Below are 15,497 nucleotides of genomic sequence, written 5' to 3'. Positions count from 1 at the left end.
AGAGATGCTGCAACCAGGAGACGAGGCTCCTTCGTTCGAGCTTCAGGACGGCGACGGCAAGACGTGGAAGCTGGCGGACTTGAAGGGCCGAAAGGTGATCCTCTACTTCTACCCGGCAGACGACACGCCCGGCTGCACGGCGGAATCGTGCGACTTCCGCGATGCATCTCCGGACCTCTCCGAAGCCGGCTACATGATCTTCGGCATCAGCCCGCAGGACGCCTCGTCGCATCAGAGGTTCGCTCGGAAGTACGACCTCAACTTTCCTCTTCTCATCGATGAGGACCTTTCCACCGCCCGCGCGTACGGCGCGTTCAAGGAGCTCGGGAACTACAAAGACATCCCCATACGCATCAAGCGGTCGACGTTCGTGATCGATGAAGACGGTCGCATCGCGGTCGCGGAATACGGCGTGAAGGCACAGGGACACGTAGACGCGCTGCGCGCGAGGCTCGCCGTCTAGAGGTTCTCTCTCAGGAAGGCGATGTCGTCTTCGATCCCGGGCCGCGGCGTCTCGCAGATCACGGGCACCTTTCCCGCGGCGCGTACCATCTCGAGCAGGACCTGAGTATCGATGTGACCGTCCGCGAAGTTCGTGTGCCGGTCGGCGCCGCTCCCGGCCTTGTCCCGAGAGCTATTTGCGTGAACGACGTCGATCCGTCCGGTCGCGTCCAGAACGCGCTTGACCACGTCATCGAGATCTTCGCCCGCAGCATGCGCATGACAGGTGTCGAAACAGAACCCCACGTCGAAGCCGTCCAGGTGCTCCCACAGAGCCGCGATCGTGTCGACGTGGCGGGTCATCGCATTCGTGCCACCGGCGGTGTTCTCGATCAACACGGGTACGTCGCTCTCCAGCCGCTCGAAGACAGTTCTCCACCGGATGAAGCCCTCTTCCACGCCATCTTCGGCATGTCCGCCGTGGACGATGACTCCCGCGGCCCCCACGAACCCCGCGGCATCCAACGTTTGATCGAGGATCTTCCGAGACGGGATCCGCACCCGGTTGTTGGGCGACGCAACGTTGATGAGATAAGGGGCGTGCACGTACACTGGGAACCCCGACGCTTTCAACACCTCTGCGTCCGGCCTCGGCGGCGGCTTCTTCCAAGATTGCGGCGGCCCGACGAACAGCTGAATGCATTCGGCGCCGACCGCCGCGGCCTCCGCGAGGGGATCGGCATCCGGTACGTGCGCTCCGATCATCACCCGGACAAGCTACCGAACCCGGGCGGTTGCCCTCACACCCGCTGTTGGAGCAAGATGCGCCGATGAAGCTACTGCGAGACGTCGCCGTACGGCACCTGCTCACCGTGGACCCACACGCGACCCTGCGGCGGGCGGCCAAGATGATGACGGAGCGCGGGGTCGGGTGCGCAGTTGTGATCGAGAACGAGAAGGTGGCTGGGATCGTCACCGAGCGCGACATCCTGAGAGCGATAGCGAGCGATCAACGTATGGACGAGACACAGGTAGCGGAGATCATGACGCGCGAGGTCGTCAGTGGGACCCCCGGCTGGGACATCGTCCGTGCCGCGAAAGCGATGACGGACGGCGGCTTCCGCCACCTCTTGGTGATGGAGATGGAAGACCCCGTCGGGATCGTGTCGCTTCGCGACCTGCTGGACAACATGGCCGCGATGGTTCAGCGAGACGCGCCCTCGGCCTGATCGCGCAACCGGTCCAACAAGCTCGTCTGCATCTTCTTGAGCCTCCATCGCAGGAGCGTTGACAGGAGCCTGCCGGCAACCCCGCCCGGAAGCTCCGCATCCATCCGCCGCGTGACGATAGATCCGCGGCCGCTGGGGGCGACCCGGTAGCTGATCCGCATCTGAACGCCTACGATCACGTCCTCTTCGAAGACGTCGTCGCGGACCGTGGAGGCGATGCTGCGTCCCGTCACGTCGAACCCGAGGAGCCGAGCTGCTCCGTCGACCACCGATCCCTCGGTGAGGCGCTCCGGCCCGTCGGTGGACAGGATCTCGGATTGCCAGTGGGGCCACGTCCCCGGGCTCAAGATCGTCTCCATCATCACGTCGGACGGCGCAGAGGAAGCGGCCGACGACTCCATCTCGAACCTCTTGATCCGGTGCGTTCGCGGCATCACCTCAAAGTAACCTGAAGGGCGGCCGCCGCTATCCTCGCTCCATGCGCTCCCCGAGACTCGCTATCGCCGCGGGCAACAAGCTCGGCACAGAGGCCGCGATCAACGTGGCGCGCGCCGGCGGCAACGGCATCGACGCGTGCTTGGCCGCCGCGATCATGGGCTGGGTGGCGGAGCCGTTCTTCACCTCGATCGGCGGGTCGGGCTTCATAACGATCCGTACGCCCGCAGACGAGGTGGAGGTGATCGACGGCAACAACGCGATGCCGCTCACGACCCCCTCCGAGCCCGGCCAAGGGATCAAGCGGATATTCCTGCCGGACTACGCCGACGGCATCTACATGGGCATCGGGGGAGGGTCTGTCGCGGTGCCGGGGGTGCTCGCGGCGATCCGGACCGCGTGGGAACGGCACGGGAAGATCGAGTGGGAGGCGCTGTTCGCCGACGCGATCCGCGCCGCCCGCGACGGGTTCCCCTTCCCCCGTACCTCCGACTACTACCTCTCCTGCACGTGGGAGACGATCTGGTCGAAGTATCCGGCCGCGCGCGCCATGTTCGGGCCCGACGATGAGCCGTTGCGTGAAGGTGACACCTTCGCGCAACCTGAGCTGGCGGAGTCCCTCGAATTGATAGCGACGAAGGGCCCCGACGTCTTCTACCAAGGCGACCTTGCGCGCGACATGGCCGAGGCGATGGCCGCGGACGGCGGATTCATGACCGTCGACGACCTGACCGCGTACGTCGCCGAGATCCGCAGCCCGATCTCGACCGAAGCTTTCGGGTGGACGGTGTCGTCGAACCCGCCGCCGGCGGTGGGTGGAGCGGTGCTGATCCACATGCTGGCGCTGTTGCAGAACGCGGACCTGTCGGATGAGGTCGAGCGCCTGCGGGCGATCGTCGAGGCGCAACGGGCGGCGGTCGGATATCGCAAGGAGCGGTATCAGGACCCCGACGGCGTAGCGGCCGCGTTCACCGAGGCGCTGAAGGAGCTGCAGCTCCGCTCGCAGCGCTCCGGCGATACCACCCACATGTCGGCAGCCGACAGTGATGGCTACGTCTGCTCGCTGACGGAATCGAACGGTTATGGCGCGGGCCTCATCGTCCGTGGCATGTTGCTCAACAACACGCTAGGCGAGGAGGAGCTGAACCCGCTCGGGGCGCACCGGCTGCCGCCGGGATCGCGGACGCACTCGAACATGACCCCGACGATCGCGCGCGGCGACGGGATCACCTTGGGGCTCGGTTCGCCTGGAGCCGACAGGATCGTCGGCTCCATCGCACAGACCTTCATCAGGATCGCCGTCGAGGGCGCCTCGATCCAGGAGGCGGTCACCGCGCCGCGTGCGCACCTGGATCCGCGGCCCGAGGGCGAGAAGCTGTGTTACGAGCCGGGGTTGCCGGGAGACCAGCTCGGCTACAGCCCCCGTCCCTACGACGAGTTGCATATGTACTTCGGCGCGGTCCAAACCGTCGCCGTGAGAGACGACGGAAGCCTGGAGGCGGCGCACGATCCCCGGAGGTCGGGAGGAAGCGCACTAGTCTGACGCGTCGTCACACGGCGAAGCGGATGTTCAACACATCGCCCTCTTGCACCACGTAGTCCTTACCTTCGACACGCAGCACGCCCTTCGCCTTCGCGTTGTCCCACCTCCCCGCCGCGACCAGGTCGTCGTACGAGACGACCTCTGCCCGGATGAAGCCGCGCTCCAGGTCGGAGTGGATGGCGCCGGCCGCCTCCGGAGCCTTTGCCCCCCGCCGCACCTCCCAGGCGCGGGTCTCGTCCTCTCCCGTCGTGAGGAACGTGATCAGGTCGAGCGCCCTGTAACAAGCGGCGATGACGCGATCCAGTCCCGGCTCCTCGATCCCGAAGCCGGTCAGCAGCTCCGCGGCCTCGGCGGGCTCCATGCCCGCGACCTCTGCCTCCAGCGCCGCACTGAGGGCGATCGCGTCGTCCGGGAACCCCGGCGGCAGCTCGGCGCCCTCTTCCACGTTCACCACCACGATCCACGGCTTCAGCGTCAAAGGCCCGTAGCCGCGCAGGATCTTGCGGTCGTCGCGGTCGAAGTCCCCGTCCCGCAGCGGCTTCTCCGCGTCGACGAGCGCGTGAGCCCGCTCGAGCACGTCCACCTCCGCCTGTGCCTCTCCCTTGCCCTTCGCCTTCTTGCGCGCCTTCTCGAGCCCGCTCTCGATACTGGCGAGGTCGGCGAGCACCAGCTCGGCCTCCAGCGACGAGAGCTCGCCTGGGGGATCGGCATCAGAACCGAAGGCGCGCACGACCATGCACAGCGCGTCGGTCTGGCGGAACTCGGCGATCCCCTGCGCGGTCAGCCCGCCCGGCACGTCGACGAAGCGAACCTTCGCGGGGACGACCTTCTTCGATGCCTCCTGGCCTGCCAGCACATCGAGACGTGTGTCCGGGACATCTACGACCGCCTGGTTCGACCGTCCCCCAGCCGCCCCCGACCGCGTGAGCGCGGTGAAGAGGGTGGACTTCCCGGAATAGGGCATCCCGACGATGCCGACGTCTTTCACGGCTGCGAGGGTAGCGGCCGCGGCAAGCGCGAGCAGATAGCTTGCTGCGCATGGACACGGGATTGCGCGGCCGCGGCGTGTTGGTCACCGGCGGAGCAGGTGGCATCGGGAGCGCCATCGTCCGCACGTTCGCGGCCGAGGGCGCCCGCGTCGGCGTCCACTACCGCTCCAGTGGCGACAGAGCCGACAGGCTCGCCGCCGAGACCGGCGGTGTCGCGCTGCGAGCAGACCTGACCGTCGAAGCCGAAGCCGACGAGCTGGTTCCCGCGGCGATCCGAGATCTAGGTCGTCTGGACGTTCTGGTGGCGAACGCCGGCGCGTGGCCGTCGGAGGACCAGCCCGTGTGGGACATGTCGCTCGAGCGCTGGCGCCGGACGATCGCGGCCAACCTCGACAGCGTCTTTCTGAGTTGCCGCGCCTTTCTCCGCCACGTCTCGGATACCGGCACGGGGAACATCGTCATCATCTCGTCGACCGCGGGGCTGATAGGCGAGGCAGGACACGCCGACTACGCGGCGGCGAAGGGTGCGCTGGCGAGCGGCTTCTTGAAGAGCCTGAAGAACGAGGTAACGCGCGTCGCGCCGCGCGGGCGCGCTAACGTCGTGTGCCCGGGGTGGACCGAGACCGAGATGGCGCGCGACGCGCTGCAGCAGGAGGGCTTCGTCGAGCGGATCACGCGCACGATGCCGCTGCGTAAGGTCGGCCGGGCGGAAGATGTCGCGCGGGTGGTGGTCGCGCTCGCCTCGGATGAGATCTCCGGTCACGTCACGGGCCAGGTGGTCACGGTCGCGGGAGGCATGGAGGGCCGCGTCCTCCACGAGGACTAGAGGCCTACAGGATGCTGGCGCCCAGCGCGCTCGCGACCAGCTCCACCGCGAGGATCCCGGTCTCGTCTGCATGGTCCAGAACGGGGTTCACCTCCACGACCTCGACCGACGTCAGCACTTTTGCCTCTGCGATCAGCTCCATCGCGAGGTGCGCCTCCCGATACGAGAAACCGCCGCGGACGGGGGTCCCAACGCCGGGCGCGATCTCGGGGTCGCAGACGTCGACGTCCAGCGAGAGGTGCACGAAGGAGTCTCCGGCGACGCTGTCGACCGCCTCATGCATGACGTCCGGCAGGCCACGCCGGTCGACATCGGACATCGTGAACACGTGAAGCCCCAGCTCGCTCACCAGCTGCTTCTCGCCGGGATCCAGGGCCCGCACCCCCACCAGCGCAACGCGGCGCGTGTCCACCCAGGGTGCGTCCCTCATGCCGTCAAGCGAAAAGCCGCACTTGCCGAGGGCCGCGGCAAGCGGCATCCCGTGGACGTTCCCCGATGGCGAATTCTCGGGCGTGTTCAGGTCGCCATGAGCGTCCACCCAGATCACGCCCCCCGGGCCCTTAACCGAATGCAAACCGGCGAGCGTTCCCATCGCGATGGAATGGTCGCCTCCCAGCACCACCGGAAGCTCTTCCTGCTGCGCCACCTCGGCCACCCGCCGAGCGATCTGCGAGCAGGACGCCAGGATCGCGGGGAGGAAGCGAGCGTGTTCGTCGCTCTCCGAGGCAACCTCCGGAAGCTCCGCGGTCACATTGCCGCGGTCGTTCACATCGAAGCCCAGCCTCTCCAGCCGTTCCTGCAGTCCGGAGTAGCGGATGGCGCTCGGCCCCATGTCCACGCCGCGGCGCGAGGAGCCGAGGTCCAGTGGAGCGCCGATGATCGCGACCCTGTTGTTATCCATGCCACGATGGTTGCATGGACGGAGAGATGGAGCGACCCGTCGCTATCGTCACCGGAGCATCTGCCGGCATCGGCGCTGCGACCGCGGAGCGTTTGGCCAGCGAGGGTTTCGAGGTCATCCTGGGGGCGCGGCGACTCGACAAGCTCGAAGAGGTGGCGGAGCGCAGCGGCGGGCGCGCCCTGCGCCTCGATGTCTCCGACGCCTCGTCGGTAGAGGCATTCGCCGCTGAGATCGAACGCGCGAACCTTCTCGTGAACAACGCGGGGCTAGCGGTGGGCGTGAACCGGCTCGCGGAGCTATCGGACGAAGCGGCGGAGACGATGTGGGGGACCAATGTCTTGGGACTGCTGCGCGTCACGCGCGCTCTGCTCCCTAAGCTCGAGGACTCCGGCAACGGCCACATCGTGAACGTCGGTTCCGTTGCCGGCCGCGAGGTGTATCCGGGCGGAGGCGGCTACACCGCGACCAAGCACGCGGTGCGCGCGATCACCCAAACGCTCCGCCTGGAGCTGGTCGGCAGGCCCGTCCGCATCACGGAGGTCGCTCCCGGGCTGGTGGAGACGGAGTTCTCCCTCGTCCGCTTCGCCAACGACCGCACCCAGGCGGCGAAGCCATACGAGGGGATAGAGGCGCTTACGGCGGAAGACGTCGCCGACTGCATCGCCTGGGCCGCCACCCGGCCCCCCCACGTGAACATCGACGAGATCGTCGTCAAACCGCGCGCTCAGGCGAGCGCGACGGTCGTCGCCAGAGAGCGCTAGGCGAGTCTCCGGTCCTGATCGTCGTGTTCGTAAGGCGGGTCGGGGTCGACCGGGGCCGGGTTCTTGAGCGACAGGTAGACCGTCACTCCGAGCGTGACCACGATGATCGCGAGCGACATCCAGATGGGCACCGAGAGATGGTGGTCGTGACAGAACGTCGTCTCGCCCTCACAGCTCACCGCGGTCCCCAACATCTTCAGCCCGACGAACCCGAGCACGATAGCCAGGCCGTACTTCAGGAGATGGAACCGGTCCATGAACCCTGCGAGCAAGAAGTAGAGCGCCCGCAGCCCGAGGATGGCGAAGACGTTCGACGTCAGGACGATGAAGGGGTCTGTGGTGATCCCGAATATCGCAGGGATCGAGTCGATGGCAAAGATGATGTCGGTCAACTCGATGAACAGGAGAACGATGAAGAGCGGGGTCGCTAGACGCTTGCCGTTCTCCACCGTGAAGAGCTTCTGACCGTCGAACTTCGTCGTCGTCGGGATCCGCTTCTGTGCGAACTTCAATACAGGGTTGTCTTCCGGATGGACCTCCTCGGTCCCCCGGGCGATCCTGATCGCGGTGTAGATCAGGAACGCGCCGAACACGTAGATGACCCATTCGAAGTTACTGATGAGCGCAACGCCGAGCGCGATGAAGATGCCTCGAAAGATCATCGCGCCCAAGATCCCGTAGAAGAGGACCTGGTGTTGGTACGCGAGCGGAACGCGGAAGTAACTGAAGATCAAGACGAAGACGAACATGTTGTCGACTGACAGCGAGTACTCGATCAGGTAGCCGGCGAAGTACTCCGCAGCGGTCCCACCGCCCTTCCAGAAGTAGACGATGATCCCGAAGACGATCGCGAGCCCGACCCAGACCCCGACCCAGATGCCCGACTCGCGCGTGGTCGGCTCGTGCTGCTCTGCGTGGAAGAACTTGAGGTCGATGACCAACATCGCGATCACGAATCCGATGAAGCCCGCGTACAAGTACCAGGGTTCCAAACTTTCCTCCTAGAGCTGCTCCCCCATCCCATAAGGTGCGCTTCCCGCGCCTAGAGGGGGCTAGATCAGATGCAGACCGTGAGGATAGTGCTAGTCGCGCTGCTGGCGGTCTTGACCGCTTGCTCGGACGATGGGCTCTCCAAGGAGGAGTTCATCGCTCAGGCGGACGCGATCTGTGAGGCCGCAGACGAGAAAACTCGCGAGCTGGAGCCGCCGAAGTCGCCGGACGCTCTAACGGAGTTCGTGGTCGAGGCCCAGGAGATCACGGCACAGTTGCTGAGCGATCTTCGGGAGTTGCAGCCGCCGGAGGAGGATCGCGCGGTCATCGACACGATGCTCTCGAAGATCGAAGAGGCGATGTCGTACCTGCCGCAGATCCGCGACGCCGCTCAGAAACGGGATCTGCAGGAGGTGAGCCGCCTGGGCGAGGAGCTTCAGGCCGCGGCGTCTGAGGCGAACGAGACGGCTCGGGAGTACGGGCTCGAGCGCTGTGGCCGGGCCCAACCCGCTGCCGCTCCTTGAGCGAACCCGCACCCACCGGATCGGGACGTTCCGATCTTGTCGGGATCGGTCTCGCGATCCTCGGAGCCGTCGCCTTCGGGACGCTGGCGATCTTCGCGAAGCAGGCGTACGCCGCCGGCGCCCAAGCGATCCCGCTGCTGGCGCTGCGCTTCACCGTCACCTCGGTGCTGTTGGTCGCCCTCCACGCGGTCACACGCAGGCCGATGTGGCTCGGAGGACGCCGGACCTCCCGGTTGCTCCTGCTCGGCGGCATCGGCTACGGCCTGGAGTCGGCGCTGTTCTTCCTGGCGCTCGAGCGCGCTCCCGCCTCGGTCGTCGGGCTCGTCTTCTACAGCTACCCGATCTGGACGACGCTGCTCGCGATCGCGCTGAGGCTCGAGAGGTTCGAGCGGAGGCTGGCTCTGGCCCTCGCGGTGGGGGCGACCGGCGTGGCATCGATCTTCTCCTTGACGTCGACCCCATTGGTCGGGCCTCTCCTCGCGCTGGGAGCCGCGGTCGTGGTCGCGATCTTCTACATCGGAGCACAGCTCCTCAGCAGCGGGACCCCGCCAGCGACGGCCGCTACCTGGACGGCGATCGGTGCCGCCTTGTCGCTGGCCGCGGTCACGTCTGCGCTGCGCGTGGGCCTGCCCTCCGAGGCGCTCGTCCCCGCAGTGGGTCTGGGCGTCGCCACCGCGATCGCCTTCATCAGCACCTACGCCGCGATCGCTCGCATCGGGTCTTCACGCACCTCGATCGCGAACATGATGGAGCTGGTCACCACGATCGCGCTCGCCACGATCCTGCTGGCTGAGGAACTAACTCTCAGGCTGGTGATCGGGGCAACGCTGGTCTTGCTCGCGATCCCGATCCTCGCCTCGAAGAAGCGAGAGGCGCTGCCGGCGGCCGACGCGGCGTAGCCCTCAGCTCCCCAGGATCGCCTCGATCTCGTCCAGGTCCTTCTCCGAGAGCTCGACGGAACCGGCGGCGGCGTTGTCCTTCACGTGATGCGGAGACCGCGATCCCGCGATCGCTCCCGTCACACCTTCCTGGTGGAAGACCCACGCCAGCGCGAGCTGCGCAAGCGTGATGCCGAGGCGGTCCGCGACGGGCTTCAACTCCTGGGTCTTCGCGATGTTGCGCTCGAACTTGCTCGGAGCGAACAGCTTGTCGTAGTAGCTGATGCCGTGACCGCCGCCGCGCCAGTCACTCTGGTCGAACGTCGTCTCCTCGGTGAAGGTCCCGGTGAGGAGGCCGTACGCGAGGGGGCCGTAGGCGATCACGCCGGTGCCGTTCTCCTTGCAGAACGGAAAGAGGTCGTTGCGTCCCTGCTGATGCAACATCGAGAAGTGCGGTTGCAGGGAGTCGACGTGACGGATCTGCTCGCACCTCTCGATCAGGGTTCGATCGAAGTTAGAGACACCGATGTAGCGGACGAGGCCGTCGTCGACCAACTGCGCCATCGCGCCCCAGGTCTCCTCGACGTCGAAGGAAGAGGCGGGCCAGTGGATCTGGTAGAGGTCGATCCAGTCGCGCCCCAGCCGGCGCAGACTGCCTTCGGCCCCCGCGCGCACCTCGTCCGCGCGGTAGCCGCTGCCCGCGTTCTTGGAGGCCACCTTCGTGAAGACCATCACGTCGTCGCGCCCCTTCAGCGCCTCGCCGACGAGTTGCTCGGAGCGGCCGCCGCCGTAGACCTCGGCGGTGTCGACCCAGTTGATGCCTGCGTCCACGCCGGTGCGGATCGCTTCGATCGTCCGCTCGTCGGGAACCTCCGGTCCCCACGCGTTCCCGCCGGCCTCCCAGGTGCCGAATCCGACGGCGGATATCTCCGGCCCCTGCGAGCCCAGCTTGGTCATCCTCATGCTCGTCCTCCGTCCGTGATCGTGTCTCTGCCCTTTGCGTGGTCCCACGACGCGAAACGAACCGCGGTCAGAACCAGGTTCACCCTCTTCAGCGCTTGACGCTCGATGTTGGCGAGCGGAGCGTCCTCCAGCGCTATCCCCGTCCGAGGCAAGAAGTAGCGCTCGTAGATCGCTTTACCAAGCTCCAGCACCCGCTCCGGCGCTCGCTCGATACGTGCCGTCCCGGAGATGAGCACACCGCGCAGGTCCGCGTACGGCTCGCCGTGCTCGACGAGCACCGACGCCTCGGCGCGCCGCTCGACGTTGCGCGCCTTCTGGCTCTTGCCGTAGACCCACATGTGCAGCTCCAGAGGTTCGCTCAGCTCCGGGATGTAGAAGATCCCCACCGAGTGCGGAAACCCCTGCGGGCCGATGGTGGAGAGGACGCCTGTGTGCGGCTCTCGGATGAAGGCCCTGATGTCCTGCATCGACATCGATAGCTCTGGCCGCGGTGACATCGAGCCCACCCTAAGTTGGCCGCGGCCGCTGCTAGCCTCCCGTCGTGTCCCGGAGACTCCCAGCCATCCTCCTCGTCGTCGCGGTGCTGGCCGGCACCGGGATCTTCTTCCTCAACCGACTCAACGCAGATCCCTCGCCGGCGCAAGACCTGAGCGCCGCGCCGCGCACCTTTGACTCCAACGACTGGCTGCAGCGCGCCTGTGCGCTGCCGAAGGACGAACTGGTGCGTCTATGGCGGGGGCACCACCCGGTGCACTCGGAAGACGTGACGATCGTGCCGCTCGCGCCGAACTACTCGGGGTCGTTCGGCGTCACGAGCCACTCTGGGCCGTGGGACTACCTGCAGAACGTGCCCCTCGTCCTGTATGGGCCCGGGAACATCCGGCCCGCCGGCGTGCTCGACGAGTACGCAGCCGTGATCGACATCTATCCGACGGTCGGCGCGCTCACCGGCATCGAGCTTCCCCGTCGCGAGGGGCGGGAGCTTCGGGTTGTCGAAGGAGGCGCTTCGCCCAAGCTGATCGTCACCCTGGTCTGGGACGGGGTCGGGCGAAACGTGCTGGCGCGGTGGCCGGACCGGTGGCCGCACCTGGCGCGGCTCGAGCAACAAGGCGCTTCTTTCCTGCGGGCATCCGTCGGGTCGTCGCCGTCGATCACCCCCGCGACGCACGCCAGCATGGGAACCGGTGTCTTCCCCGTCGACCATGGCGTCACCGCGATCGAGTTCCGCGACGAGGACGGAACCGTCCGCGGGGTGTTCGGCAACCGAGACCCGAGCGATCTGGAGGTTTCCACCTTCGGCGACGAGGTGGACCGGGCGCTGGGGAACGAGCCGATCGTCGGGATGCTCGCGTGGAAGTCATGGCACATGGGGATGCTCGGCCACGGCTCCGCGTTGCCGGGCGGGGACGCCGACCAGCTGGCCCTGATCGGCTCCGACCATCGCATCACCGGCAACCCCGACTTCTACAGCACCCCCGGTTACCTCGAGGAGTTCCCGGGCCTGGAGGACCGGGCCGAGGAGCTGGATCGGCTCGACGGCCAGGCGGACGGGAAGTGGCGAGGCCACGAGGTGCTCGAGCAACACGACAACCCGGCGTGGGTCGAATGGCAAACAGACGCGGTGATCGAGATGCTCGACCGCGAGGGCTACGGCACCGACGAGGCCGTCGACCTCTTCTTCATCAACTACAAGCCGACCGACATCGTGGCGCACCAGCACAACATGGACTCACCCGAGATGGGAGACACGCTGGAGGCACAAGACGCAGCGTTGGGGCGCCTGGTCGAGTTCTTGGATCGAAAGGTGAAGGACTACGTGATCGTCCTCACGTCCGACCACGGGAACACACCGCCGCCGACGCGGTCGGGAGCGTGGCCGGTGCTGCAAGGACAGCTCCAGGAAGACATCGACGCCCACTTCGAAGCGCCGGAAGGGAAGTCGTTGGTGCGAAAGACGAGTGCCGCCGGCCCGTTCCTGAACCACCAGGTAGCCCGACACTTGGGAGTGGACGCGGCCGATGTGGCCGAGTTCCTGAACTCCTACCGGCTGCGGGATAACTACGGCGAGCCGGAGCTACCGGAGGACTACCGTGACCGAGGCGACGAGAACATCCTCGCGGCCGCGTTCCCGAGTGACGGCGTCGAACGCGTGATGAAGTGCGCGTTCGGAACGCCGCGGCCACCCCAGGACGTCGAGGCTTAGACGCGGACGGCCTTGGATAAGGTGCGGCCATGAAGCTCGGGCTCGTCCTAGGCGGCGGTGGTCTCGTGGGCATGGGCTACCACGCTGGGGCTCTGCAGGCTCTGGACGACCTCGGTTTCGACGTGGGGGCCGCGGATCTGATGGTCGGCACCAGCGCAGGCTCGGTGATGGCCGCCTACATGGCCGCGGGCTGGAAGCCCACGGACTTCTTCGAGTACGCCCACGGCCGCCACCCCGACGTCCAGAAGGACCCAGAGGACCCGAAGGAGCAGATGCGCCGGGTGTTCACGCCGCTGTCCAAATCTCCTGCCGACAGGGTACGGAGAAGCATCGGCTCTGCGTACGCGGTCGCTTCTTCGCGCGGCTACGTCAAACGGCTCGGCGGGGGCCAGCCGGGGCGAAACCTGCAACGGGCGTTCCCTGCGGGCCTGTACTCGACCGAAGAGACGCGGCGACGGCTCCGCGAGGACCTGCCGTTGGAGTGGCCGGAGCGCAGCCTCTATCTGTGCGCGGTCGACCTCTATACCGGCGAACGCGTCGCGTTCGGTCATCCCGCCGCCCCCGAGGCAACCCTCCCCGACGCCGTCCTTGCCTCCACCTCGATACCCGGGGTCTTTCCGCCGGTGAAGATCGGCGACCGCCGTTACGTCGACGGCGGCGTCAGCAGCGCCACCTCGCTCGACCTCGCCACCGACCACGGCTGCGAACTCATCCTGTGTATCGCTCCGCTCGGATACAGGAGCGACGGGATGACCACCGCGCGCGACCCGAAGATGTGGGCGCCGATGTTCGTGCGGTCTCTGTTCGCGCGCTCGCTTCGGCGGGAGGTGCTGTCGGCGCGCGAACGCGGCTCCGAGGTCTTGGTGGTGCGGCCCTGGGTGAGCAACCTCAAGATGCACGGGACGAACTCGATGCGACAGTTCGACCGAGTCGCGCTGGCGGACAACGCGCGCGAGGGAACGATCCGGCTGCTGGAAGAGAACGCGGACCATCCCGTCGCACGCGGATGGAAGCGCAAGTCGTCGCGGAAGAAGGCGGGGTGATGAGCGCTCTCACCGATGGCTTGAACCAGCTAAAGGACATGGCGAACCCGCGCGTGATGAGAACGTTGCGCGAGGCCGGAGCCGTGAGCCCCAAGGCGCCACTTGCGATCGCCAAGGCGTTTCCGTGGCTCGTCGGGCGGGGTCCGTCGATGGGGATCGTGGCGCAGATGAATGCCGTGACGCTGGGGCACAAGATCGCGATCTTCGACAGGAACGGCTCGCTGACCTGGAAGGAGGTCGACCTCCGCGCGAACCAGGTGGCGAACGCGCTCACGGAGCTCGGCATCCGCGGCAACGACCGGATCGCCCTATTGCTGCGAAACGGAGGCGAGCTGGTAACGGTGACGTTGGGGGCGCAGAAGCTAGGCATCGTCGCTTGTCCACTCAACACGTGGGCGAAGCCGAAGGAGTTGAAGACGACGCTCGAACAATCGCGCGCCTCCGCGTTGATCTACGACACGGCTCACTCGGAGCAGGTGGCGAAGTGTGACCTCAGCGCGCTGACGCACCTGTTCATCGGTGACCCGGAGCGAGCGGCCGAAGGGTCCAGATCGCTGGAGGAGGTCCTGGCGGAAAGCTCGGATCGCCCGCCGTCTCCCTTCACCCGCGACCGCGGCTCCGCGAAGATCGTGATCCATACCTCCGGAACCACCGGCACACCCAAGGGCGCACAGCGCAACGCTTCCGCCGCCGGGATGGGAGCACTCGCGAACCTGATCGCGGTGGTGCCCTATCGCCGCGACGACATCGTGTTGTGCCCGGCCCCTATGTTCCATTCGTTCGGCCTCGCCACCTTCGCCGTCTCCTCTGCCCTGGGCGCGACGATGGTGCTTCCGGAGAGGTTCGATCCGGAGGAATCCCTGCAGCTGATCGAGCAGCACCGGGCCACCGCGGCCTCGTTCGTCCCGGTGATGATCAAGCGCATCGTCTCCCTGCCGGAAGAGGTCCGCGCGCGCTACGACCTCTCGACCTTGCGCGTCGTGCTCGCGAGCGGGTCCGCCATCTCGCCAGAGCTGCGTGCCGCGGCGCGAGAGACGTTCGGCGACCTGCTGTACGACCTGTACGGGTCAACCGAGATCGGGTGGGTGACGATCGCGACACCCGAGGACATGAAGGCGAAGCCGAACACGGTCGGGAAGCCCGTTCCGGGCATCGAGATCGCGGTCTTCTCCCCCCAAGGCGACAGGCTCCCCGCGGGGCAGACGGGGGAGCTCTTCATCAAGAGCGACATCTTGTTCGAGGGCTACACGTCCGGAGAGACGAAGGACGAGCGCGACGGATACATGTCGATCGGCGACGTGGGGCATCTTGACGACGACGGCCACCTCTTCATCGAGGGTCGCGCCGACGACATGGTGATCGTCGGTGGCGAGAACATCTACCCGATCGAGATCGAAGCGCTGATCGAGTCGATCGACGGTGTCGACGAGGCCGCGGTGCTGGGCGTCGCGGATGAGGAGTACGGCGAGGTCCTCGCGGCCTTCGTCGTTGGCTCGGCGTCGCCCGACGAGATCACGAAGGTCTGTAAGCAGGAGCTCGCATCGTTCAAGGTCCCGCGGCGGATAGAGAAGGTGCCCGAGCTGCCGCGCACCAGCACGGGCAAGGTCATCAAGCGCGAGCTCCTGAACAACCTCGGCGGCGCGGACCCGCTGGAGTAGGTGCTCCAGCGCGGACCCGCTGGAGTAGGTGCTCCAGCGCGGACCCGCTGGAGTAGCGGCTCGGGCGCAGGCACCGGAGTAAAGCGCGGCCGGCGCGGCCGTAAGGTAGCGCC

At 66.8% G+C, this 15,497-nt stretch carries 17 protein-coding genes; 10 read left to right on the top strand and 7 right to left on the bottom strand.

Features of this window, described 5'->3' with window-relative positions; translation table 11 throughout:
- Window positions 1-4 precede the first annotated feature (4 nt).
- A complete protein-coding gene (locus M3N53_12645; GenBank protein ID MDP9069177.1) occupies window positions 5-463 on the top strand; it encodes a peroxiredoxin in 459 nt (152 codons plus the stop codon).
- On the opposite strand, the gene M3N53_12640 is transcribed toward M3N53_12645, so the two are convergent.
- Window positions 460-1,209: a deoxyribonuclease IV gene (locus M3N53_12640; protein ID MDP9069176.1), complete on the bottom strand. Its 750-nt coding sequence runs from the start codon at window positions 1,207-1,209 to the stop codon at window positions 460-462. The genes M3N53_12645 and M3N53_12640 overlap by 4 nt on opposite strands.
- Before the next feature lie 62 nt (window positions 1,210-1,271).
- Between M3N53_12640 and M3N53_12635 the strand changes: the two genes are divergently transcribed.
- Window positions 1,272-1,670 (top strand): CBS domain-containing protein, encoded by a 399-nt coding sequence (locus M3N53_12635; GenBank protein MDP9069175.1) that lies wholly within the window; start codon window positions 1,272-1,274, stop codon window positions 1,668-1,670.
- Here the strand turns inward: M3N53_12635 and M3N53_12630 are convergent.
- Window positions 1,646-2,104 (bottom strand): SRPBCC family protein, encoded by a 459-nt coding sequence (locus M3N53_12630; GenBank protein MDP9069174.1) that lies wholly within the window; start codon window positions 2,102-2,104, stop codon window positions 1,646-1,648. The two genes, M3N53_12635 and M3N53_12630, sit on opposite strands and share 25 nt — an antisense overlap.
- 44 nt (window positions 2,105-2,148) lie before the next feature.
- Between M3N53_12630 and M3N53_12625 the strand changes: the two genes are divergently transcribed.
- Window positions 2,149-3,648 carry a gamma-glutamyltransferase gene (locus tag M3N53_12625; GenBank protein ID MDP9069173.1) on the top strand — a complete coding sequence of 500 codons (1,500 nt, stop codon included), beginning with the start codon at window positions 2,149-2,151 and terminating at the stop codon, window positions 3,646-3,648.
- A gap of 7 nt (window positions 3,649-3,655) precedes the next feature.
- Here the strand turns inward: M3N53_12625 and M3N53_12620 are convergent, their stop codons facing one another.
- Window positions 3,656-4,636 carry a YchF family ATPase gene (locus tag M3N53_12620; GenBank protein ID MDP9069172.1) on the bottom strand — a complete coding sequence of 327 codons (981 nt, stop codon included), beginning with the start codon at window positions 4,634-4,636 and terminating at the stop codon, window positions 3,656-3,658.
- 50 nt (window positions 4,637-4,686) lie between these two features.
- Here M3N53_12620 and M3N53_12615 point away from each other — a divergent pair, with 50 nt between their 5' ends.
- Window positions 4,687-5,463 carry an SDR family oxidoreductase gene (locus M3N53_12615; protein MDP9069171.1) on the top strand — a complete coding sequence of 259 codons (777 nt, stop codon included), beginning with the start codon at window positions 4,687-4,689 and terminating at the stop codon, window positions 5,461-5,463.
- 4 nt (window positions 5,464-5,467) lie between these two features.
- Here the strand turns inward: M3N53_12615 and rocF are convergent, their stop codons facing one another.
- Window positions 5,468-6,364 (bottom strand): arginase, encoded by an 897-nt coding sequence (gene rocF, locus M3N53_12610; GenBank protein ID MDP9069170.1) that lies wholly within the window; start codon window positions 6,362-6,364, stop codon window positions 5,468-5,470.
- Window positions 6,365-6,378: 14 nt separating this feature from the next.
- Here rocF and M3N53_12605 point away from each other — a divergent pair, with 14 nt between their 5' ends.
- Window positions 6,379-7,125: an SDR family NAD(P)-dependent oxidoreductase gene (locus M3N53_12605; protein MDP9069169.1), complete on the top strand. Its 747-nt coding sequence runs from the start codon at window positions 6,379-6,381 to the stop codon at window positions 7,123-7,125.
- Here the strand turns inward: M3N53_12605 and M3N53_12600 are convergent.
- A complete protein-coding gene (locus M3N53_12600; protein ID MDP9069168.1) occupies window positions 7,122-8,117 on the bottom strand; it encodes a TerC family protein in 996 nt (331 codons plus the stop codon). The two genes, M3N53_12605 and M3N53_12600, sit on opposite strands and share 4 nt — an antisense overlap.
- 78 nt (window positions 8,118-8,195) lie before the next feature.
- Here M3N53_12600 and M3N53_12595 point away from each other — a divergent pair, with 78 nt between their 5' ends.
- Both M3N53_12595 and M3N53_12590 read left to right on the top strand, forming a co-directional pair.
- Complete coding sequence (locus M3N53_12595; GenBank protein MDP9069167.1) at window positions 8,196-8,639, top strand: hypothetical protein; 444 nt, start codon at window positions 8,196-8,198, stop codon at window positions 8,637-8,639.
- Complete coding sequence (locus M3N53_12590; protein MDP9069166.1) at window positions 8,636-9,538, top strand: DMT family transporter; 903 nt, start codon at window positions 8,636-8,638, stop codon at window positions 9,536-9,538. Before M3N53_12595 ends, M3N53_12590 begins: the two co-directional genes overlap by 4 nt.
- 3 nt (window positions 9,539-9,541) lie before the next feature.
- Here the strand turns inward: M3N53_12590 and M3N53_12585 are convergent, their stop codons facing one another.
- Both M3N53_12585 and M3N53_12580 read right to left on the bottom strand, forming a co-directional pair.
- Window positions 9,542-10,480, bottom strand: coding sequence for an aldo/keto reductase (locus M3N53_12585; protein MDP9069165.1), 939 nt, complete (start codon window positions 10,478-10,480; stop codon window positions 9,542-9,544).
- A complete protein-coding gene (locus M3N53_12580; protein ID MDP9069164.1) occupies window positions 10,477-10,977 on the bottom strand; it encodes a pyridoxamine 5'-phosphate oxidase family protein in 501 nt (166 codons plus the stop codon). Before M3N53_12580 ends, M3N53_12585 begins: the two co-directional genes overlap by 4 nt.
- Before the next feature lie 44 nt (window positions 10,978-11,021).
- Between M3N53_12580 and M3N53_12575 the strand changes: the two genes are divergently transcribed.
- Genes M3N53_12575 through M3N53_12565 form a run of 3 tightly spaced genes read left to right on the top strand, consistent with a single transcriptional unit; the run spans window position 11,022 to window position 15,384 of the window.
- On the top strand, window positions 11,022-12,683 hold the full coding sequence (locus tag M3N53_12575; protein ID MDP9069163.1) for an alkaline phosphatase family protein: 1,662 nt from the start codon (window positions 11,022-11,024) through the stop codon (window positions 12,681-12,683).
- A 29-nt stretch (window positions 12,684-12,712) separates the two neighbouring features.
- Window positions 12,713-13,726, top strand: a complete 1,014-nt coding sequence (locus M3N53_12570; GenBank protein MDP9069162.1) for a patatin-like phospholipase family protein — start codon at window positions 12,713-12,715, stop codon at window positions 13,724-13,726.
- Window positions 13,726-15,384: an AMP-binding protein gene (locus M3N53_12565; protein ID MDP9069161.1), complete on the top strand. Its 1,659-nt coding sequence runs from the start codon at window positions 13,726-13,728 to the stop codon at window positions 15,382-15,384. Before M3N53_12570 ends, M3N53_12565 begins: the two co-directional genes overlap by 1 nt.
- Window positions 15,385-15,497: the final 113 nt, after the last annotated feature.

This window comes from Actinomycetota bacterium (assembly GCA_030776625.1).
Classification (GTDB): Bacteria; Actinomycetota; CADDZG01; order CADDZG01; family WHSQ01; genus MB1-2.
Note: the sequence above shows the minus strand (reverse complement) of the source record. Positions and strands in the feature narration are given on the sequence as shown.